The 18,988-nt window shown below is 63.7% G+C and carries 19 protein-coding genes and 1 pseudogene; 12 read left to right on the top strand and 8 right to left on the bottom strand.

The window, feature by feature from the left end; translation table 11 throughout:
- Positions 1-50: 50 nt before the first annotated feature.
- The 12 genes and pseudogenes from fliK to NLY43_RS24945 all read left to right on the top strand — a co-directional run bounded on the left by fliK (position 51) and on the right by NLY43_RS24945 (position 12,094).
- Positions 51-1,337: a flagellar hook-length control protein FliK gene (gene fliK, locus NLY43_RS25000; RefSeq protein ID WP_286458768.1), complete on the top strand. Its 1,287-nt coding sequence runs from the start codon at positions 51-53 to the stop codon at positions 1,335-1,337.
- Positions 1,270-1,856: pseudogene (locus tag NLY43_RS24995) on the top strand (transglycosylase SLT domain-containing protein). Before fliK ends, NLY43_RS24995 begins: the two are co-directional and overlap by 68 nt.
- Before the next feature lie 220 nt (positions 1,857-2,076).
- On the top strand, positions 2,077-2,745 hold the full coding sequence (locus tag NLY43_RS24990; protein ID WP_023683295.1) for a response regulator transcription factor: 669 nt from the start codon (positions 2,077-2,079) through the stop codon (positions 2,743-2,745).
- A gap of 94 nt (positions 2,746-2,839) precedes the next feature.
- Positions 2,840-4,093 (top strand): flagellar hook protein FlgE, encoded by a 1,254-nt coding sequence (locus tag NLY43_RS24985; RefSeq protein ID WP_023710967.1) that lies wholly within the window; start codon positions 2,840-2,842, stop codon positions 4,091-4,093.
- A gap of 176 nt (positions 4,094-4,269) precedes the next feature.
- Complete coding sequence (gene flgK / locus NLY43_RS24980) at positions 4,270-5,724, top strand: flagellar hook-associated protein FlgK (protein ID WP_023686357.1); 1,455 nt, start codon at positions 4,270-4,272, stop codon at positions 5,722-5,724.
- 3 nt (positions 5,725-5,727) lie between these two features.
- Positions 5,728-6,771, top strand: coding sequence for a flagellar hook-associated family protein (locus tag NLY43_RS24975; protein ID WP_023671892.1), 1,044 nt, complete (start codon positions 5,728-5,730; stop codon positions 6,769-6,771).
- A 30-nt stretch (positions 6,772-6,801) separates the two neighbouring features.
- The gene (flaF, locus tag NLY43_RS24970; protein WP_023671893.1) at positions 6,802-7,149 is read left to right on the top strand and encodes a flagellar biosynthesis regulator FlaF; all 348 of its coding nucleotides are present in this window, start codon (positions 6,802-6,804) and stop codon (positions 7,147-7,149) included.
- On the top strand, positions 7,146-7,589 hold the full coding sequence (gene flbT, locus NLY43_RS24965) for a flagellar biosynthesis repressor FlbT (RefSeq protein WP_023671894.1): 444 nt from the start codon (positions 7,146-7,148) through the stop codon (positions 7,587-7,589). Before flaF ends, flbT begins: the two co-directional genes overlap by 4 nt.
- The gene (gene flgD / locus NLY43_RS24960) at positions 7,589-7,996 is read left to right on the top strand and encodes a flagellar hook assembly protein FlgD (protein WP_023671895.1); all 408 of its coding nucleotides are present in this window, start codon (positions 7,589-7,591) and stop codon (positions 7,994-7,996) included. The genes flbT and flgD overlap by 1 nt, the downstream gene beginning before the upstream one ends.
- A gap of 24 nt (positions 7,997-8,020) precedes the next feature.
- On the top strand, positions 8,021-8,287 hold the full coding sequence (gene fliQ, locus NLY43_RS24955) for a flagellar biosynthesis protein FliQ (RefSeq protein ID WP_023671896.1): 267 nt from the start codon (positions 8,021-8,023) through the stop codon (positions 8,285-8,287).
- A 71-nt stretch (positions 8,288-8,358) separates the two neighbouring features.
- On the top strand, positions 8,359-10,227 hold the full coding sequence (gene asnB, locus NLY43_RS24950; RefSeq protein ID WP_023691732.1) for an asparagine synthase (glutamine-hydrolyzing): 1,869 nt from the start codon (positions 8,359-8,361) through the stop codon (positions 10,225-10,227).
- Between the two features lie 223 nt (positions 10,228-10,450).
- Entirely contained in the window at positions 10,451-12,094 is a 1,644-nt protein-coding gene (locus NLY43_RS24945; protein ID WP_023671898.1) for an MFS transporter, read from the top strand.
- A 23-nt stretch (positions 12,095-12,117) separates the two neighbouring features.
- Here NLY43_RS24945 and NLY43_RS24940 read toward each other — a convergent pair whose 3' ends face one another.
- Genes NLY43_RS24940 through NLY43_RS24905 form a run of 8 tightly spaced genes read right to left on the bottom strand, consistent with a single transcriptional unit; the run spans position 12,118 to position 18,905 of the window.
- A complete protein-coding gene (locus NLY43_RS24940) occupies positions 12,118-12,486 on the bottom strand; it encodes a cupin domain-containing protein (protein WP_084561088.1) in 369 nt (122 codons plus the stop codon).
- 58 nt (positions 12,487-12,544) lie between these two features.
- Complete coding sequence (locus NLY43_RS24935) at positions 12,545-13,930, bottom strand: NAD(P)/FAD-dependent oxidoreductase (protein ID WP_023710965.1); 1,386 nt, start codon at positions 13,928-13,930, stop codon at positions 12,545-12,547.
- A gap of 50 nt (positions 13,931-13,980) precedes the next feature.
- Complete coding sequence (locus tag NLY43_RS24930) at positions 13,981-15,096, bottom strand: ABC transporter ATP-binding protein (RefSeq protein ID WP_023710964.1); 1,116 nt, start codon at positions 15,094-15,096, stop codon at positions 13,981-13,983.
- Positions 15,093-15,890: an ABC transporter permease gene (locus NLY43_RS24925; RefSeq protein WP_023710963.1), complete on the bottom strand. Its 798-nt coding sequence runs from the start codon at positions 15,888-15,890 to the stop codon at positions 15,093-15,095. Before NLY43_RS24925 ends, NLY43_RS24930 begins: the two co-directional genes overlap by 4 nt.
- Positions 15,890-16,762 carry an ABC transporter permease gene (locus NLY43_RS24920; protein WP_023710962.1) on the bottom strand — a complete coding sequence of 291 codons (873 nt, stop codon included), beginning with the start codon at positions 16,760-16,762 and terminating at the stop codon, positions 15,890-15,892. Before NLY43_RS24920 ends, NLY43_RS24925 begins: the two co-directional genes overlap by 1 nt.
- Positions 16,763-16,784: 22 nt before the next feature.
- Positions 16,785-17,861 carry an extracellular solute-binding protein gene (locus NLY43_RS24915; protein WP_023686368.1) on the bottom strand — a complete coding sequence of 359 codons (1,077 nt, stop codon included), beginning with the start codon at positions 17,859-17,861 and terminating at the stop codon, positions 16,785-16,787.
- 37 nt (positions 17,862-17,898) lie between these two features.
- Positions 17,899-18,552 carry a helix-turn-helix domain-containing protein gene (locus tag NLY43_RS24910; protein WP_027049833.1) on the bottom strand — a complete coding sequence of 218 codons (654 nt, stop codon included), beginning with the start codon at positions 18,550-18,552 and terminating at the stop codon, positions 17,899-17,901.
- On the bottom strand, positions 18,549-18,905 hold the full coding sequence (locus NLY43_RS24905) for a hypothetical protein (RefSeq protein WP_245260023.1): 357 nt from the start codon (positions 18,903-18,905) through the stop codon (positions 18,549-18,551). Before NLY43_RS24905 ends, NLY43_RS24910 begins: the two co-directional genes overlap by 4 nt.
- Positions 18,906-18,988: the final 83 nt, after the last annotated feature.

The following is an 18,988-nucleotide window of genomic DNA, read 5'->3' as shown; positions in this document are numbered from 1 at the left end:
CGAAGCAGTCGGCCTCAAACGCCAAAGGTGGCGACAAAAGCTTCGGCGACATGGTGCGCGGCGACGACGATGCGCCGACACCGATAGGCCAGGGAGCAATTGAGGCCGCGTCGCACGAGCTGCGTTGGGCCAAACGCAGCCCTGCCGGTCCCGGCAAAAGCGAAATCCCACACACCCAGTCTGGCAAAACGGGGACGAAATCCGCTGCCGGCAAGGCCGCAAAAGAACATGCCGATAGTGGCCCGGACAAACCATCCAAGGACGCTGAGGTGGCCGGACGAGACGCGGATGCAGGATCGCTGCAGGATCATTTGCCACTGGTGCTGGCGCTGCACGATATCAGGCATTTCTCAACGGTCCGGACAAGCGGGAACGGCATCGCGACGAATGGACAGACTGGGCAACCGGCGCCCGCTGGCGAGGCCATTTCTGCACAGACGTCGCCTCTGAAGAGACACCGCGCAGCGTCCGGCATTGACAACAGACTCGACACGACGACGCGATCGGAACGGGCCAAGCCCGGTACCAGCGTTTCCGCACAGGACCAGGGGCAAAAGCTGCCCGCGATCGGGCTCCAGTCCGGCAAACTGCCGCACCAGGATGGTCCGACGCCTCCTCTACCGGCGGACCAGACGGCAAGCGACGTTTCGGCACCCGAGGCAAAACGGTCCGCGCCGTCGGCGAAGTCCGTCGATGGAGCCCATTCCGCGGCATCGTCCACACAGGGAAAACAGCCGCCATTCGCTGCGCGCGTCGACATTGTCGCCGAACAGAGCTTCCCCGCGCCGGCGCATAGTCCGATAAACCAAACGACTTCGGCGCTTATCGACGCGCTGGCTTCGGATAACGGCCTGCGGCAAGCGGTTTCGACGCCGTCGACGACCGCCCAGACGGCCGGTTCTGTTGCCGTTCCGACACATATATTGAAGATCGAGCTTCACCCGGCAGAGCTCGGCATGGTCACCGCCAGTCTCAGGCTTTCCGGAGAACAACTTTCGATAGAATTGAAGCCCGAAACCCATGAGGCTTACCGCCGTCTCGCCACCGACAGCGACGCCATCGTGAAGTCGTTGCGCGGGCTCGGCTTCGATGTCGACAAGGTCACCATCTTGCAACCCTCGATAGCGATCCACGCAGCGGCCCGCAGCGATGCAGCGAACTCGCATCCAATGCCGCAAGGCCGCGACCAGTCCGCTTTTCAGCCCGGAAACTCGAGCGGCAACAATACGGGTTCGGGCGGCCAGCAGTCGGGAAGAAACCGCAATGACGATGCCCAGGAATTCGGCCGCGCTGGCGCGCCTGCTCGCGAGCGCGCTGGCGACGATATGTTTATCTAGCCTCGCCACCAAGCCGGCCACCGCCGCCACCAACCCTTGCGAGCCCGAGATTTTGCGTGCCGCCGACCGCTATGGCGTGCCCACCGGCATCCTCTATGCGGTCGGGCTGACCGAGACCGGCAAGAAGGGTAGCTTGCAACCTAATGCGCTGAATATACAGGGGAAAGCGGTATTTCCAAGGAACCGCACCGAGGCCATAGCCACCTTCGAAGCAGCCCGGCGCGAGGGCAAGACACTCATCGATCTCGGCTGCATGCAGATCAACCATCACTATCACGCCGCGCATTTCCGCAGCGTCGACGACATGCTGGACCCGCGCCAGAATGTCGACTATGCCGCGCGCTTCCTGGCCAGCCTGCATGCGCGTCATGTCAGCTGGTCGATGGCCGTCGCCCGCTACCACGCCGGCCCCGACAATGACCCGCGCAGAAATTCTATGTCTGCCGCGTCATCGCCAATATGGTCGCCACCGGCTTCGGCAAATGGACCCCGAACGCCCGCAACTTTTGCAACCATTAGGTGAATCATCTCTTGCGAACGGTTGCAAATCCACGCCCGGCGGGTGACGTGCCACGTCACCCGTTCGGCAACCAACGATACAACCTCCTGATTGCGGTTATTTCGAAACTCGAAATAACTCCCAAGAAAATAGCTACAAGAAATGATGGTTGTTCAGGATTCCCGGCACCGGTTACGGCTCTTCCCACGGGGCAGATGATCTGATTCGGAGGCGGGGCCGATGATTGTAATCGTTGACGAGCGTGAGCTCGTAACTGAAGGCTATAATTCACTTTTCGATCGTGAGGGCGTCGCCTGTGCAGGCTTCGCGTCCGGTGAATTCGGCGAGTGGGTGACATCGGCCGCCGACACGGATTTGCGATCGGTCCGAGCCTTCCTCATCGGCGACTGCCGCGAAGGCGCCATCTCGCCACGCCAGATCCGCGACCGCACCGGCGCTCCGGTCATTGCGCTGAGCGAACAGCACTCGCTCGAGAATACGCTGCGGCTGTTCGAGAGCGGTGTCGACGACGTCATCCGCAAGCCGGTCCACATCCGGGAGATCCTGGCCCGCATCACCGCCATCCGCCGCCGCGCCCATGAGGACGTCAGCTACACCGAGATCGGCGCCATGCGCATCTTCATGGATGGCCGCGATCCCGAGATCGATGGCCAGCCGCTGCCTCTGCCGCGCCGCGAACGCCGCATCCTCGAATATCTGGCGAGCAACCGCGGACGCCGCGTCACCAAGACCCAGGTCTTCAACGCCATCTACGGCATCTTCGACGAAGAGGTCGAGGAGAACGTGGTCGAGAGCCACATCTCCAAATTGCGCAAGAAACTGCGCGAAAAGCTTGGCCAGGACCCGATAGATTCCAAGCGCTTCCTCGGCTACCGGCTGGTGTTCTGATGCCGGTCTGCGCCAGCCTCGCGCAAGACAAAAATTATATCCTCGCGACCACAGACATGGGCCCAACGATGTTAGGCATTGAGGAGACGTTTCGATGAGCCTTTACGGAATGATGCGGACCGGCGTTTCCGGCATGAACGCGCAGGCTAACCGCCTTTCGGCGACAGCCGACAACATCGCCAATTCCGACACCACCGGCTACAAGCGATCCTCGGCCGAGTTTTCGACGCTGATCATGCCGCAGGTCGGCGGCGCCTATAATTCCGGCGGAGTCAACACCACCATCCGCTCGGCCATCAGCGCCCAGGGCGTGCTGCAGTACACGACTTCGGTTTCCGACCTTGCGGTGAACGGCAACGGTTTCTTCGTCGTCCAGGACCCCAGCGGGACGCCCTTCCTCACCCGCGCCGGCGCATTCGTTCCCGACGCTCAGGGCAGACTTGTCAACGCCGCCGGCTACCAGCTGATGGCCTACAGCTACGCCAACGGCACACCGGCTGCCACCGCCAACGGTTTCGAAGGGCTGGTGCCGGTCCAGATCTCCGACCAGGAAATGACCGCGACGCCCAGCACCACGGGCAATTTCAACGCCAATCTGCCGGCTGGCGCCACGCCGCCCGCCGGTCCGCTGCCTTCCACCAACAGCCCGACCGCGGAATACACGTCGAAGTCCTCGATGGTCACCTACGACAATCTCGGCAACAAGAAGCTGCTCGACGTCTATTTCACCAACACCGGCACCGGCACCTGGTCGGTCTCTGTGTTCGACCAGTCCCAGGCGACGCCGGGCACATCCTTCCCCTATACGGGCGGTGCGCTGGCCACGGCCGACTTGACCTTCGACACCACCACCGGCAAACTCACCGGCGCCGTCGACTCAATCACCATCCCCGTGCCGGGCGGTGCGTCGCTCGATCTCGATCTGTCCAAGCTGACCCAGCTCGGCACCGGCTTCACGGTCTCCGAAGCCAAGGTCAACGGCAACGCGCCCAGCACGATCGAAAAGATCCAGATCGGTGAGGACGGCGTCATCTACGCCCAGTATCAGGACGGCTCGACCAAGCCGCTGTTCAAGATCCCGCTGGCTGACGTCCAGAGCGCCGATAACCTCACCGCACTGCCGGGCAATGTCTATGCACAGTCCACCGACTCCGGGACCGTGCGCATCGGCTTCGCCAATGAAGGCAAGCTCGGCAGCATCATCTCCGGCGCGTTGGAAAATTCCAACGTCGATATCGCCGAGGAATTGACCAACATGATCGCGGCGCAGCGCAGCTACACCGCTAACTCGAAAGTGTTCCAGACCGGTTCCGACCTCATGGATGTCCTTGTCAACCTGAAGAGATAAACGACGGGCGCCAGGGGAATGAACCCAAACCAGAGCAGCGCGGTGCGCGGATTTCGAATTCAAGGCCACACCGGCAAACCGGCCGGGGTGGTCTGGGATTGCAGGTTTCCGAACGCCGACGCCGCCGACAGGGCAGAGACGTCATCCCCTCCCCACTGGCCTCGTGAAAGACCCGCATGTCGCTGACTTCCGCATTGACCATAGCCCAACAGTCGCTTCAGACCACATCGAAGCAGACCAGCGTCCTTTCCCGCAATATTGCCGACGCCAGCAACCCCGACTATGCCCGCCGCACGGCGGTCGTCGTCAGCAGCGCGCCCGGCGCCCGCTCGGTCGAGATCCAGCGCGCCACCAACGCCCTGCTGTTTCGCCAGAACCTTAGCGCGCAATCGGCATGGAGCGGCCAGAGCACGCTTTACAGCGGAATTGACCGCCTCGCCGTTGCCGTCAACGGCGTCGACAACGCCTCCTCTGCCTCGACCGCGATCGGCAAGCTGCAGAACGCGCTGCAGCTTTACGCCGCTACGCCATCCAACCAGAACCTCGGCTCCAGCGTCATCGACGCGGCCCAGCAGGTGGTGCGCGCTCTGAACGACGGCACCAACGCGATCCAGGATTTCCGCACCCAGGCCGATGGCGAGATATCAACGGCGGTTAACGATCTCAACTCGCTGCTTAGTCAGTTCCAGGACGCCAACAAGGCGGTCATCTCCGCAACCCGTTCGGGTACCGACGCATCCGACGCGCTCGACCAGCGCGACGCTTTGCTGAAGAAGATCGCGGACTATGTGCCGGTGTCGACCTTCACGCGTGGCGACAACGACATGGTCATCACCACCAAGGATGGCACGACACTGTTCGAGACCATTCCGCGCTCGGTAAGTTTCACCCCGTCGGCGGGCTACACGGCCGGCACACCAGGCAACACCATCTACATCGACAATGTGCCGGTCAGCGCCGGGGCTGGCGGCAACACCAGCGCCGACGGCAAGCTCGCCGGGCTCATCACCTTGCGCGACGGCGTCGCGGCGACGATGCAGAGCCAGCTCGACGAAGTGGCGCGCGGCCTCATCACCGCCTTTGCCGAAACAGCACCTTCGCAGCCCGACCGAACCGGCCTGTTCACCTGGTCGGGTGCGCCCGCCATTCCGGCCGCCGGCACGCTGATCGACGGGCTTGCCGGCTCGATCAAGGTCAACGCCGCAATGGACTCGAGCGTCGGCGGCAATCCGGTGCTGCTGCGCGACGGCGGCGCCAATGGTGCGGCCTATATCGCCAACACTGCCGGCAACGCCTCCTATTCGCAGCTCTTGATCGGCTATGGCGACAAGCTCGACAAGCCGATGCCTTTCGACGCTGCGGCCGGCATCACCGTCACGTCCAGCGTGTCCGACTACGCCGCCAATGCCATTGGCTGGTTCGAAGGCCAGCGCCAGCAGGCCTCGAGCAACGCCGACGCCAAGGAAGCGCTGGCATCGCGCACCGCCGAGGCGCTGTCCAACGACACCGGCGTCAATGTCGACCAGGAGATGTCGCTGCTGCTCGACCTCGAACACACCTATCAGGCCTCGGCGCGCATGATGAAAACCGTCGACGACATGCTGTCGGCCCTGCTCGATGCCGTAGGATAAGCCATGAAAGCCACATCCGTCTCATCAGCCGCCCTCTCCAACGCCGCGCGCTATCAGCAGATGCGCATGCAGGCCGAACTGGTCAAAGCCACCAAGGAATCGACGACCGGCACCGTCGCCGATGTCGGTCTGGCGCTCGGCGCGCGCACCTCGCAGGCGGTCACCTTCTCGCGCGACCTCGACCGGTTGAACGTCATCATCGATTCCAATTCGCTGGTCACCGCGCGGCTGTCCTCGACGCAGGCTGCGCTTGGCCAGCTTTCCGACACTGCGCAGAATTTGCTGACCGCGCTGACCGCCGCCGGCAATTCCTCGAGCACCATCACGCAGCAAGCCGGCAAGGCCGCCGTGCAGCAGATGACCTCTATCCTCAACGCCAGCGTCAACGGCGAATATCTGTTTGCCGGCACCAACACCGACGTCAAGCCGATCGACGATTTCACCGCCGCGGGCTCGCCGGCCAAGGCGGCGTTCGACGCTTCCTTCTCGTCGTATTTCGGCTTCACGCAGGCCGATCCGCTCGCTGCCAACATCACCGCCGCCCAGATGGACGGCTTCATCACCAGCAATGTCTTGCCGCAGTTCATGGGCTCCGGCTGGCAGGCCAACTGGTCGAACGCCACCGACCAGCAGATCGTCAGCCGCATTTCGCTGGGCGAAACCACCCAAACCTCGGCCAGCGCCAATGACGACAGCATCCGCAAGCTCGCCATGGCTTCCGCCCTGATCACCGGCCTGCTGTCCGGCAATATCAGCCAGGCGGCGAAGACCACCGTTGTCGGCCGCGCCCAGGCGATGGTCGGCGAGGCGCTGGGCGGGCTAGGGCAACTGCAGGCCGAGACCGGCCTTGCCGAGAAGCGGGTCTCCGACGCCAGCGACCGCATGAAGACGCAGGTCGACCTGTTCGAGCGCCATATCCTTGATCTGGAAGGCGTCGACCCCGCCGAGGCAGCCACCCGCGTCGCGGATCTGACGCAGCATATCGAGACGTCCTTCGCGCTGACCGCGCGCCTGCAGCAGATGAGCCTGCTGAACTACCTGACCTGACAATCTCAACCGCAACGGTAGAGCCAAACGATGTACCAATTCTCCTACGCCGACATCCAGACCGACTCCGTTGCCGATGCGAAAGATCGCGAGCGGCAGCTTTTGACCCGCTCGATCGAAATGCTGGCGGCGGCGGCGGCGGTCGGCCACACCTCGATGGAGGCGGTCGAAGCGCTGCACTTCACCAACCGGGTCTGGACCACCTTCGTCGAGGATCTCGGTTCCAGCGACAATGTCCTGCCCAAGGAACTGCGCGCCAACCTCATCTCCATCGGCCTGTGGCTGCTGCGCGAGGCCGAGGACATCCGCCAGGGCCGCACCGACAATTTCGAAGGGCTGATCGAAGTGTCCCAGATCATCCGGGACGGCATTCAATGACCAACACGCTGAAGATATCGCTGAAGCCGAACGAGAAGATCTACATCAACGGCGCCGTCATCCGCGTCGACCGCAAGGTCACCGTCGAGCTGATGAACGACGTACAGTTCCTGCTCGAGAACCATGTCATCCAGGCCGACGATGCCTTGACGCCGCTCAAGCAGCTCTATTTCATCCTGCAGGTGATGCTGATGAACCCGGCCGGCGCCATCGAGGCGCGCGCCATGTTCCGCCGCTCGCTGCCCTTGCTTTTGGCAAGCTTCGAGGATGAGCAGATCAGTGGCGCGCTGAAGCAGATCGACCGCATGGTCGGCGAAGACCATATCTATGAAGCGCTGAAGGCTATCCGTGCGCTTTATCCGCTCGAACGCCGCGCACTTGGCGGCAATGACGATGTTCAGGGTGCGAAGCGCCCGCTGGCCGTGGGAGCACAATACTGATGAATGTGGACATGACGACGACGATCCCCACGGGCGCCAACCAGGGCACCCAGCAGACGTCGAAGACAGCGGTCGACTACCAGTCGTTCCTGAAGCTGTTGATCGCCGAGATGAAGAACCAGGATCCGACGAAACCGATGGATTCGACGCAGTATGTCGCCCAGCTCGCCACCTTCTCGCAGGTAGAGCAATCGGTGCAGACCAACACCAAGCTCGACCAGATCATGCAGTCCTCGGCGCTGTCGCAGGCCGATGCCTTGATCGGCCGCTCGATCACCTCGGCCGACGGCAAGACGACCGGCGTCGTGGCCTCGGTCAAGCTTGCAAGCAACGGCGTGATCGCCGTGTTGCAGAACGGCACCGAAGTGCCGGTCGGCGCGGGCGTTTCGATAAAGCCGGCCAGCTAGACAGTTCCATAGAGGCGCGCTCACATGAACGAGGCCGACGCACTCGACATCGTCCAGTACGCGGTATGGACGGTGCTTGTTGCTTCCGCGCCGGTGGTGCTGGTCGCCATGGTGGTCGGCATCGGCATTGCCCTGATCCAGGCCCTGACCCAGATCCAGGAAATCACCCTGACCTTCGTGCCCAAGATCGTCGCCATCATGCTGGTCGTGGCGCTGACCGGTCCGTTCATCGGCAGCCAGATCTCGGCCTTCACCAACGTCATTTTCGAGCGCATTGAAAACGGGTTCTAGGCAGCGCTTGCAGGCGGCTGTGTTCCGGCTAGATTGCAGGCCATGACTCAGGCAGAACTCACCGGCAGGCCATGTGCGGAATAGCCGGCGTCTGGCGCAAACGAAACCCGATCGACGCCAACGACCTGTCGGATGTCGCCAGCATGATGCAGGCGTTGGTACATCGCGGCCCCGACGATCATGACAGCTGGCACAACAATCGGCTGGCGCTCGGTCACCGCCGACTTACCATCATCGATCCCTCGCCCGCCGCCCGTGAGCCGATGCTGACTTCTTCCGGCGATGGCGTTCTCGTCTACAATGGCGAGGTCTACAATTACCGCTCGCTGCGCGAAACGCTGCAGGCGCAAGGCGTCGTCTTTCGAACCATCTGCGATGCCGAAGTGGTTCTCGAAGCCTTGCATCACTGGGGCCCCGAAAAAGCCGTGCCGCTGTTCGACGGGATGTTTTCCTTCGCCTATTTCGACGCTCGCAGCAGTGCGCTGTGGCTTGCGCGTGACCGTCTTGGAATCAAGCCGATGTCGGTGGCCGACACGCCGGAGCGAATCCTGTTCGCCTCGGAGGACAAGGCGATCCTCGCCTGCGACGGTTTTCCGCGCGACATCGACAGCCGCGAGATCACCTTGCGGCTTGCCTGGCAGAGCCGCGATTCCAGCTACAGCCTGTTCGACCGCATCGAGCGCCTGCCGCCCGCCGGCCTGTGGAAGATCACCGATGGCGTTATCGAGAAGCGCCGCTTCTGGCATGTGCTGGACGTGCTGGAGACCGCGCGCATTACCGGCGATGCATCCGCTGATGCTGAACACATGGCGACGCTCGAGGCGTTGCTCAAGGACAGCGTCGGACTTCACTGCATCGCCGATACCAGCGTTGCCACCGCCTGCAGCAGCGGTGTCGATTCCGGCCTGATAACGGCGCTGGCAAAGCGGTTCAGGCCGGAAGTCCACGGTTATGTCGTCGACCCGCAGCTCGGCAACAGCGAGGCCGAAGACGCCGAACGCACCGGCCGCCATGTCGGCGTGCCCTTGCGCCGGGTGCCGGTCGACAGGAACCGGTTTTTCGAACTTTGGCCAAGGGTAATCTGGCATCTTGAAAGCGATGGCTGGCACGCCAGCCATGTCGCACTGCTGGCGCTTGCCGAACGATGCCGGGCCGATGGCGTCAAGGTGCTGCTCACCGGCGAAGGCGCAGACGAATTGTTTGGCGGCTACCCCTTGCAGGCCTTGAGCATGAAGAAGTGGCGTTCCTGGTCGTGGCCCCGGCGCCTGGTCCATTCGAAGCGCTCGCTCGACCGGAGATTCGAGCAACAGCGTCATGCCCCCTACAAGGTCTCGGCTGGAAGCCACTCACAAATGGATCGCAGCATGGTCCTGCGTGCTTTGTCGCCGGAGCTGAATTTTCTGCAAACCGAGATCTTCGACCGCCTGGAGCCGGTTATGCCGCCCGCGGATCGCGCCTTTCTCGGTAGTTGCCTCTACGACCTCTATTCGCATCTGCAGGACATCCTGCACCGGCACGACCGGCTGAGCATGGCGGCGTCCGTGGAACTGCGGGTCCCGTTCCTGGAAAACCGCCTGATCGACTTCGCCATCCATTTGCCGAGGCGGCAGAAATACCGCGACAAAACAGGAAAATGGCTTTTGCGAAAGGTCGCTGAAAAGCATATTCCGCGCCAGAACGTCCAGGCGCGCAAGATCGGCTTCGAGATGTCGTCGCAATTTTCGGCCGGCACGGAGACTTTGCTACGCGGCGGTTTCCTGCGCGATGCCTTGAAATGGCCCGCCGCGAATTTGGAGGACATGGTCCAGTTGGCGCGGCGCGAGCAACCGTCCAGGCTGCGGCTTGTCGGCATGGAGCTTTTCCTGCGCCTTCACGCCGGCGGCGAGACGACAGGCACGCTGACCGAAGCCTTGCATACCGCTGCCCGGGACAGAAGCTGACTTCGCGCGCGGCCGACAGCCCCGCGCAGTGGACCAATGAGAACATCGCTCTGGGTAGCGGACCATTCCCGGCTGACGTATTTTCGCCTTGCTATCCTGTTGTTGGACCATGATCTTTTTCGAAGACGCGTTCGCCCTTTTGGATGTCGTGCTCTATTTCAAACGGATGCCATGATTGTCGTCCCCGCGGACGAAACCAGCACGTTAAGGTGGGACAGGTCTGATGATCGATGACGAGCCGGACAGCGAACGCGTTTCGGCGCTGGCGCCGTTCCGGCACGGCATCTTCCGCGCCGTCTGGTCGGCCAGCCTGGTGTCGAATTTCGGTGGCCTGATCCAGGGCGTCGGCGCCGCCTGGATGATGACCACCATCGCCACGTCGCCCTATCAGGTGGCGCTGGTCCAGGCCTCGGCCACTCTGCCGATCATGCTGTTTGCACTCGTCGCCGGCGCCATCGCCGACAGCTTCAACCGGCGCAAGGTGATGCTGATCGCCCAAATCTTCATGCTGGTCGTCTCTGCACTTCTAACGCTGTTCACCTGGAACGGCTGGATGACGCCGTGGACGCTGCTTGCCTTCACCTTCCTAATCGACAGCGGCACGGCGCTCAACAACCCGTCCTGGCAGGCATCGGTCGGCGACATGGTGCCGCGCAACAAGCTGCCGGCCGCGGTTGCACTCAATTCACTGGGCTTCAACCTGACACGCAGCGTCGGCCCGGCGATCGGCGGCATCATCGTTGCCGCCGCTGGTGCGGCTGCTGCGTTCGCCGCCAATGCGCTGAGCTATATAGGTCTCATCATCGTGCTCTTCCGCTGGAAGCCGGAGCTGCCGGTCTCGACGCTGCCGCGCGAGACGCTGGGCGCCGCCATGGGCGCCGGCCTGCGCTATGTCGCCATGTCGCCCAACATCGGCAAGGTGCTGGTCAGGGGCTCCGCCTTCGGCTTCAGCGCCGGCGCGGTTTTGGCGCTGCTGCCGCTGGTGGCGCGCGACGTCGTCAAGGGCGATGCCTTGACCTACGGCATCATGCTCGGCGCCTTCGGCATCGGCGCCGTCGGCGGCGCGCTGATAAGCGTGCGTCTCAGACAATTGCTGTCCAGCGAGACGATGGTGCGGATGGCCTTCGCCGGCTTTGCCGTCTGCGCCTTCAATGCCGCCATCAGCCTCAATGCCTGGCAGACTGCGGCGGGTTTGCTCATCGGCGGCGCCTGCTGGGTGATCGCGCTGTCGCATTTCAACGTCACGGTGCAGATGTCGACGCCGCGCTGGGTCGTCGGCCGGGTGCTGTCGGTCTACCAGACGGCGACCTTCGGCGGCATTGCGCTGGGCAGCTGGATCTGGGGCGTCGTTGCCGATGCGCATGGCGCCGAAACCGCGCTGATTGCGGCGGCCATCGCGATGCTTGTTGGCGGCGCCATCGGCCTGTTCCTGCCGCTGCCGCAGCAGACGACTCTCAACCTCGACCCGCTCAACCGCTTCAAGGAGCCGCATCTCGGCCTCGACCTGAAGCCGCGCAGCGGCCCCATCGCCATCATGATAGAGTACATTATCCGCGACGAAGATGTACCCGAATTCCTCGCCACCATGGCCGAGCGCGGGCGCATCCGCCGCCGCGACGGCGCCCGCAACTGGACGCTGGCTCGGGACCTAGAAAATCCCGCAGTCTGGATCGAACACTACCACACGCCGACCTGGCTGGAATACATCCGCCACAACCGGCGCGCCACCCATGCCGACGCCGTCGTCGGCGAGCGGGTGCGGGCGCTGCACAGCGGCGACGAACCGCCGCGCGTGCGCCGCCTGATCGAGCGCCCGACGACCGCCGGCACCGCGCTGGTCTCGCCGAAGGGGCCGATCGATCACTGAGCTCGCCATAGCCGTAGCGCCGGTCAGCCGGCGCTCTGGATCATGTAGAGCTTGCGCGTGGTCTCGCGTATCAGCCACTCGCCCTTCCAGCCCTGCGGCAGGACGAGGAGATCGACCGGACCGAGTTCCCGCACCTCGCCATCGATGCGGCTCAGTTCCACGCGCCCCGAAATGATGTGGCAGATCTCCGACGAGTCCGAACGATCGGCGGTGAAGCGGCCGGGCGTGCATTCCCAGATGCCGACATCGACAGTCCCGTCAGGCGATTGAAAGAACGAGCGCACGGCCTCGACCTGATCGCCTTCAATCGAGCTTGGCTTAGGAGAGAACGCGCCGATCTCGGCCTTGGCGAGATCGTGGAAGGTCGAAAGATCGATCAAGTCTAGCTCCATGGATAAGAGCAATTCCAGGAAAGGGGTCTGCCCCGGAATTGCGTGAGAACAAATGGCTTTAGTGGCCGGTGATGCTGTCGGCCAACGCGGCCAGCTTCGAGGTGCGCGCAAGCCCTGCCGCCTCGCGGCCATCGGCAATGCGATAAAGCTGGTACATCGAATGCACGCCCAGCCAGCGGAAGGGCTCCGGTTCCCATGGCCTGACCTTGCGGTTGACCCAGGGCAGCTTCGTCAGCTCGGTGTTTGCCCCGAGAACAAGGTCAGCCAGCGTGCGCCCCGAAAGGTTGGAGCTGGACACGCCGAGGCCGACATAGCCGCCGGCCCAGCCGATGCGGGTCGCGGGATCGAGGCCGACCGTGGTGCACCAGTCGCGCGGCACGCCGAGCACGCCGCACCAGGCGTGATCGATGCGGCATCCCTTGGTCTGCGGCAAGAGCGTCGTCAGGATCGTGTGCAGCTGGTCGATCGTGGCCTGCTGCGTCTGGCCGTTGACGTCGGTGCGCGAGCCGTAGCGATAAGGCACGCCGCGTCCGCCCATCGTGATGCGTCCCTCACGCGTGCGCTGGGCATAGCAATAGGCATGCGCCGCATTGCCGAGCAGTTCGTGCCCTTCCCAACCGATGTCGCGCCACAGGTCGGGCGGCAGCGGCTCAGTCACGATCTGCGCGCTGTTGAGCGCCAGCCAGGTCCGCTCCTCGCCGGGGATGCCTGATGTAAAACCCTCGGTCGCGCGGATGATCGTCTCCGCCTGCACCGTACCGCGGTCTGTCGTCACGCTGCCCTTGGCGATGCTTGTCACCGTCGTCTTCTCATAGATCGGCACGCCCAGCCGCTCGACGGCATCGGCAAGCCCACGCACCAGCTTGGCCGGCTGCACCCGCGCCTGGCCATGGACGACGAAGCCGCCCATGACGTTACGGATGTTGATGCGCGTGCGCGTTGAGGCGGCGTCCAGCATCTCGACGCGGTTCGGGTCGACATCCCAGGAACGGATCGTCTCGCATTCTTCGCGCACGCGCTCCAACTGCGCTGCGTTGGTGGCCACCGTCAGGTTGTCGACGCGGCGAATGTCGGCGTCGATGCCTTCCTCGGTCGCGACCCGGATCACTTCATCAACGCAGCCTGCCATCGCCGCCTGCATCGCCATCACGCCTTGGCGGCTCGATGTCTTGAGATATTTTTCGCGCGACCAGCTGAAGCCGCCCGACAGCCAGCCGCCATTGCGCCCCGAAGCGCCGAAGCCGGCAATTTCGCGCTCGACGATCACGACGCGCAGCGATGGCTTCGCCTTTTTCAGATAGTAGGCGGTCCACAGGCCGGTATAGCCGGCGCCGACAATGGCGACATCGGCCTCGATGTTTCCAGGCAAGGGCGGGCGCGGAACGGGAACCGCCCCCAGATCCGCATACCAGAACGATATGTCGCCGTTGCGCTTGGCTTGCATGGAATGACTTTCAGATGGGATCAGGCCAGATGGGATCAGGCCAGATGGAATCAGGTGAGTGTGGTCTCGGCGCTTGCGTCGTCCGCCAGCAGCTTGGCGTCGCTGCCGTCGAAGCAGAGCTCGACCTTGTCGCCGAGGCCAAAACTCTCGCCGGTCACCGGTGAGCGCACGATCGCGGCCGAGCCGTCGGCGAGCTTAACTTCGTATTTCGATTCCGAGCCGAGATAGATGGCTTCCGCGATCGTCCCCGACAGGCGGTTGGCGCCATTGGCAGGACTTTGGCCGGCTCTTCGGATCGCGAGCTTTTCGGGACGCAGCAGCATCACCGGGCTGGCTTCCCCCGACAGCTTACGCGGTACCGTCACCGTCTCGCCGGCGATGCTCAGCGCGGTGCTGTTGCCATCGCTGCGCGCCTTGCCGCGCAGCACGGTGGAATCGCCGATGAAGCGGCCGACGAACAGCGTTGCCGGCTCGTCATAGAGCTGGCGGCCGGTGCCGACCTGCTCGATGCGCCCGCGGTTGAACACGGCGATGCGGTCCGATAGCACCAGCGCCTCTTCCTGATCGTGCGTGACATAGACGAATGTGGTGCCGAGTTCGCGATGGATGCGCTTGATCTCGAGCTGAAGCCATTCGCGCAGCTTCTTGTCGAGCGCGCCGAGCGGCTCGTCCATCAGGAGCAGCGGCGGGTCGAAGACGATGGCGCGTGCCAACGCCACGCGCTGCTGCTGGCCGCCCGACAATTCGCTGGGATAGCGATGCGCGAAATCGCCCATCTTGACCATGTCGAGCGCCCTTGCCACGCGTGTCTGCCTCGTCGCCTGGTCGACGCCGCGAAGCGTCAGCGGATAGGCGACGTTGCGGCCGACGCTCATATGCGGGAACAGCGCGTAATGCTGGAAGACGACGCCGATGTTGCGCTTGTGCGCCGGCACGCCGACGACGCTTTTTTCCCCGACCAGAAGCTTGCCGCTGGTGACATCGGTGAAACCGGCAATCACGTTGAGCGTCGTCGTCTTGCCCGAGCCGCTGGGGCCGAGCAGCGTCATGAACTCGCCGGGCTCGATGCGCAGCGACACGCCGTCCAGCGCCTTGAAGCCGCCATAGGCCTTGCTGATCGCTTCGAGATCGATCGCCGCGCCCTTGCTTGTCGGCTTCGGATTCATTGGCGTCCTTTCCCCTCGCGGCCAAGAAGGAGCATGCCGCCGCCGATCAGGATCGTGGTCGCGAAAAGCAGGATCGTGCCGACAGCCGCCACCGTCGGATCGGCGTCGCGCGTGATCGAGGCAAAAATTTGCACCGGCAATGTCTTGAGATAGGGGTTCGTGATGAACAGCGACACGACAATCTCGTCGAACGAGGTGGCGAAGGCGAACAGCAGGCCGGAGAGCACGCCCGGCGCGATCAGCGGCAGCGTCACCGTGCGAAACGTGGTCAGTGCGCCGGCGCCCAGGCTCGCGGCGGCTGTCTCCAGCCGGCGGTCGAACACTTCGAGACTGGCCGAGACCGCGATCAGCACGAAGGGCAGCGCAAGGATGGTGTGGGCCAGCACGAAGCCGAGCAGCGTGCCGACGAGCTGCGTGTCGAGATAGACGGCATAGATGCCGATCGCCAGCACCACGCCCGGCACCACCATCGGCGTCAGCATCAGCATACGCAAAAGGTTCGCCGGCCGCGCCTTCATGCGGTCGAGGCCGAAGGCGGCAAGCGTGCCGAGCACCGTCGCCAGCACCGCCACGATCGAGGCGACCTTCAGCGAATTCAGGAAGCTGTTCGACCAGTCCGGATTGGTGGCGAAATTCTGGTACCACTGCCAGGAAAAGCCTTGCGGCGGAAACGCCAGCGATTTGTTTTCGTTGAACGACATCGGCACCACGACCAGCGTCGGCGCCACCAGCCATATCGCCACCAGCAGGCAGACGAGCCCGAGAAGAACGCGGGTGAGCGGCTTCATCTCCATCAGCGCCGCCCCGCTTCCCGATGACTGGACCGCATCACAGGTGCTGCCAGCGCCAGCAGCACGAAGGTGGTGACCAGCAGAACGACGCCCATGGCGCCGCCCCTGCCCCATTGCAGCAGGCTGAGCACCTGCGTCTGCACCAGCGTCGACAGCATGGTCGAGCGCGGGCCGCCGAGCAAAGCAGGCGTGATGTAGAAGCCGAGCGACAGGATGAAGACGATGATCGCGCCGGCATAGACGCCGGGCAGCGACAGCGGCAGATAGACGGTGAAGAACGCGCGCGACGGCCGCGCACCGAGGCTTTGCGCCGCACGCATCAGCCTGAGGTCGATGCCTTGCATCACGGAATAGAGCGGCAGGATCATGAACGGCAACAGCACCTGCGCCATGCCGATGACCACGCCGGTCTGGGTGCGGATCAGCTTGACGCCGCCGAACCCGACCGAGCGCAGCAACGAATTGATGACGCCCGAATCCTGCAGCAGGATCACCCAGGACAGCGTGCGCACCACACCACTCACCCAGAACGGGATCAGCACGCAAAGCACAAGCACCAGCCGGACGCGCGGCCCGACCGCGGTCATCAGATAGGCATAGGGATAGGCCGCGATGACGCAGACCAGCGTCACCCAGGCCGAAATGACGAAAGTCCGCTGCAGCACTGTCAGGTTGACCGGCGCGCCGAAGAACCAGGCATAGTTCTGCAGCCCCCACTCAGGTTCCGACAGGCTGCGCAGCACGATGGTGAGCAGCGGATACCCGATCACCGCGACGAGCAGGATGAGCGCCGGCGCCGTGAGCGCGAACGGCCGCCATGCCCGACCCGACCGCGCATGGGCGGCGGGTTGGGCGATGGGTTCGGACGCGCTCACGGCCTGGCTCTCACTTGGCTGTTCAGTTGCCGGCCATCAGCGCCGACCACTTCTCCTGCGCCACCGGGAAGTTCTCGACCCAGAACTTGATGTTCTGCTTGTAACCCTGCTTCTGGCGCTCGGGCGTGTTGGTCAGGAAGGCGGCGACCGACGCATCGACCTTGGGCTGCGCGTCATTGTTGATCGGCGTATAGGAGGTCTGCTGCGCCAGGATCTCCTGCGCCCCCTTGCCGAGATAGGCATTGAGCAGCGCATAAGCCGCATCCGTATCCTTGACGCCGACCGGAATGGTCATCTGGTCCATCACCACCAGCCAGTCCTGCCAGGCCGGCGCATATTTGGCGCCGTTCTTCACCGCCGTCATGGCACGTCCGGTCCACATCATCAGCATGTCGGCTTCGCCAGATTCGGCAAGCTGCTGCGATTCAGCGCCGGTCTTCCAATAGATCGTGTCGGGACCGAGCTTGCGGATGACATCGATGGCCTTGTCGATGTCGGCCACCGTCATCGCCTTCGGGTCGCCGCCAGACGCCTTCAACGCCTGCTCCAGCAGGCCGCCCGTCGGGTCGCCCGAACCGTCGAGCGCGCGCGTGCCGGGGAATTTTGCCGTGTCGAAGAAATCGGCCCAGTTCTTGGGCGGGTTATCCCCATACTTCTCCTTGTTGTACATCAGCACGACGCCGTAGTTCATGGCCGGCACCGAGCATTCGCCGACCTGGCCCTCGGGCACCTTGGAGACGTCGAGCTTGCTGAAATCAAGCTTCTGGAACAGCTTGCCGCAATAGACGTAAGGCGGCAGGTCGGCGGTGTCGACGACGTCCCAGGTGACGTTGCCGGATTCGACCTGCGCCTGCAGCTTGGCGATCTCTGTCGGCCCGTCATTGAGCAGCGTGGCGCCGGACTTTTCGACGAACTCCTTGAGCGCGGCGGCCTGGCCGTCCTGGTAGATGCCGCCATAGGAGACGAGCGTCAGCGTCTTGCCCTTGAGCGAGCCTTCCTTGACCTCACCCGCGACAGGCTTTTCCTGCGCGAACGCTGCGGTTGCCAGAACGCCGAGCGCCAGCACGGCGCCAAGGCCAAGATGTCTTGTTTTCAGCATGATTATTGTTCTCCCATTTGACCCGCATGGATTGAACCTACCTGGCTGCGAGCGGTTTCCAGGCCCTGTATTGATCGAGTTCGGCGCGCACCGAAGTCGGTGGCGCAATGATCCACATCACCTCGGCTCGGCCACTGCCGATGTTCTCTGAGCGATGTGCTGTCGATGTCGCGTATTCGATGCTGTCGCCCTCTTCCAGCACATGCCTGACATCGCCGAGCGAAACCTCGACGATGCCGCGCAGCACGACGAGCATCTCGTGCGCGTCGCCATGGGTGTAGAGCGCTGGGCCGGTCGAGCCGCCGATTTCGAACTCGCCGACATAGACTTCCATGTCGCTTAAAGGGGGACGCGAGAGCAGCATCTTGCGGCAGCCGTCGCTGGGCGGCAGGCTCGGCCGCTCGCTGCGCAGCAAGACCCCGCGCTGCCCGGCGGCACTATCCTCGAACAGCATCGCCACGCTCACCCCAAGCGCCGAGGCCATCTGGTTGAGCGAGGCGGTGCTGGCGCCGGTCAGGCCGCGCTCGAGCTGGCTGATGAAGCTGGCGCTGGTCCCGGTCAGCTCGGCGAGTTCGCGCAGCGAAAGCCGCCGGCCGAGACGCAGGCTCTTCAGCCGCTGGCCCAGCATCTGATGGGCATGCGTCGCCGTCGAGGCGACGCCATTCTTGACCGGAGCCTGGTCGGTGCTCATCCCGTCTTTTTCTCCCACTGAACAATTTGTACAGTGACACTGTACACGTGGCAAGCGCCGGGACATTTTAAAATGCCGGCTGAGGCCTGTTCTTCGCCCGACAGGTCGCGCCGCGCCTTGTCGAGTCCTCGGCGTAGCGTCGCATCAGATGGCCCTCGGTCAAAAGCCGACAACGGCCCGGTTGTCGAAATTCTCGACCACCGCCAGTTCCTCGGCGACGGCGCGCTGGAGGTTCCGGCGGCGGACTGGACGTTCATGCTCGGCACCAGCACCGCATCCGTGAACTTGGCCAGCGCCAGCACCGGCGTGTCACCATCGGACGGATCGCTGTGCAGTTCGGCGACGATCAGCACGCCGACATAATGCCGGCTGCTTGCGGCGCCATTCTGGTGCTGAGGCGCAGTCAGGCTTGCCGCCCCGCTTCAATTCCCCGCGA

It is taken from the genome of Mesorhizobium sp. C416B (assembly GCF_030323165.1).
Lineage (GTDB): Bacteria > Pseudomonadota > Alphaproteobacteria > Rhizobiales > Rhizobiaceae > Mesorhizobium.
This window is presented reverse-complemented; position numbering and strand designations above follow the sequence as displayed.

Coding starts and splice junctions, on each gene's coding strand:
- NLY43_RS24945 (WP_023671898.1), top strand. CDS start 10,451: ATGATCGATGACGAGCCGGACAGCGAACGCGTTTCGGCGCTGGCGCCG.
- NLY43_RS24915 (WP_023686368.1), bottom strand. CDS start 17,861: ATGCTGAAAACAAGACATCTTGGCCTTGGCGCCGTGCTGGCGCTCGGC.
- NLY43_RS24910 (WP_027049833.1), bottom strand. CDS start 18,552: ATGAGCACCGACCAGGCTCCGGTCAAGAATGGCGTCGCCTCGACGGCG.
- NLY43_RS24925 (WP_023710963.1), bottom strand. CDS start 15,890: ATGGAGATGAAGCCGCTCACCCGCGTTCTTCTCGGGCTCGTCTGCCTG.
- NLY43_RS24990 (WP_023683295.1), top strand. CDS start 2,077: ATGATTGTAATCGTTGACGAGCGTGAGCTCGTAACTGAAGGCTATAAT.
- NLY43_RS24985 (WP_023710967.1), top strand. CDS start 2,840: ATGAGCCTTTACGGAATGATGCGGACCGGCGTTTCCGGCATGAACGCG.
- flbT (WP_023671894.1), top strand. CDS start 7,146: ATGACCAACACGCTGAAGATATCGCTGAAGCCGAACGAGAAGATCTAC.
- NLY43_RS24935 (WP_023710965.1), bottom strand. CDS start 13,930: ATGCAAGCCAAGCGCAACGGCGACATATCGTTCTGGTATGCGGATCTG.
- NLY43_RS24975 (WP_023671892.1), top strand. CDS start 5,728: ATGAAAGCCACATCCGTCTCATCAGCCGCCCTCTCCAACGCCGCGCGC.
- NLY43_RS24940 (WP_084561088.1), bottom strand. CDS start 12,486: ATGGAGCTAGACTTGATCGATCTTTCGACCTTCCACGATCTCGCCAAG.
- NLY43_RS24930 (WP_023710964.1), bottom strand. CDS start 15,096: ATGAATCCGAAGCCGACAAGCAAGGGCGCGGCGATCGATCTCGAAGCG.
- fliQ (WP_023671896.1), top strand. CDS start 8,021: ATGAACGAGGCCGACGCACTCGACATCGTCCAGTACGCGGTATGGACG.
- flgK (WP_023686357.1), top strand. CDS start 4,270: ATGTCGCTGACTTCCGCATTGACCATAGCCCAACAGTCGCTTCAGACC.
- asnB (WP_023691732.1), top strand. CDS start 8,359: ATGTGCGGAATAGCCGGCGTCTGGCGCAAACGAAACCCGATCGACGCC.
- flaF (WP_023671893.1), top strand. CDS start 6,802: ATGTACCAATTCTCCTACGCCGACATCCAGACCGACTCCGTTGCCGAT.
- fliK (WP_286458768.1), top strand. CDS start 51: ATGGTGCGCGGCGACGACGATGCGCCGACACCGATAGGCCAGGGAGCA.
- flgD (WP_023671895.1), top strand. CDS start 7,589: ATGAATGTGGACATGACGACGACGATCCCCACGGGCGCCAACCAGGGC.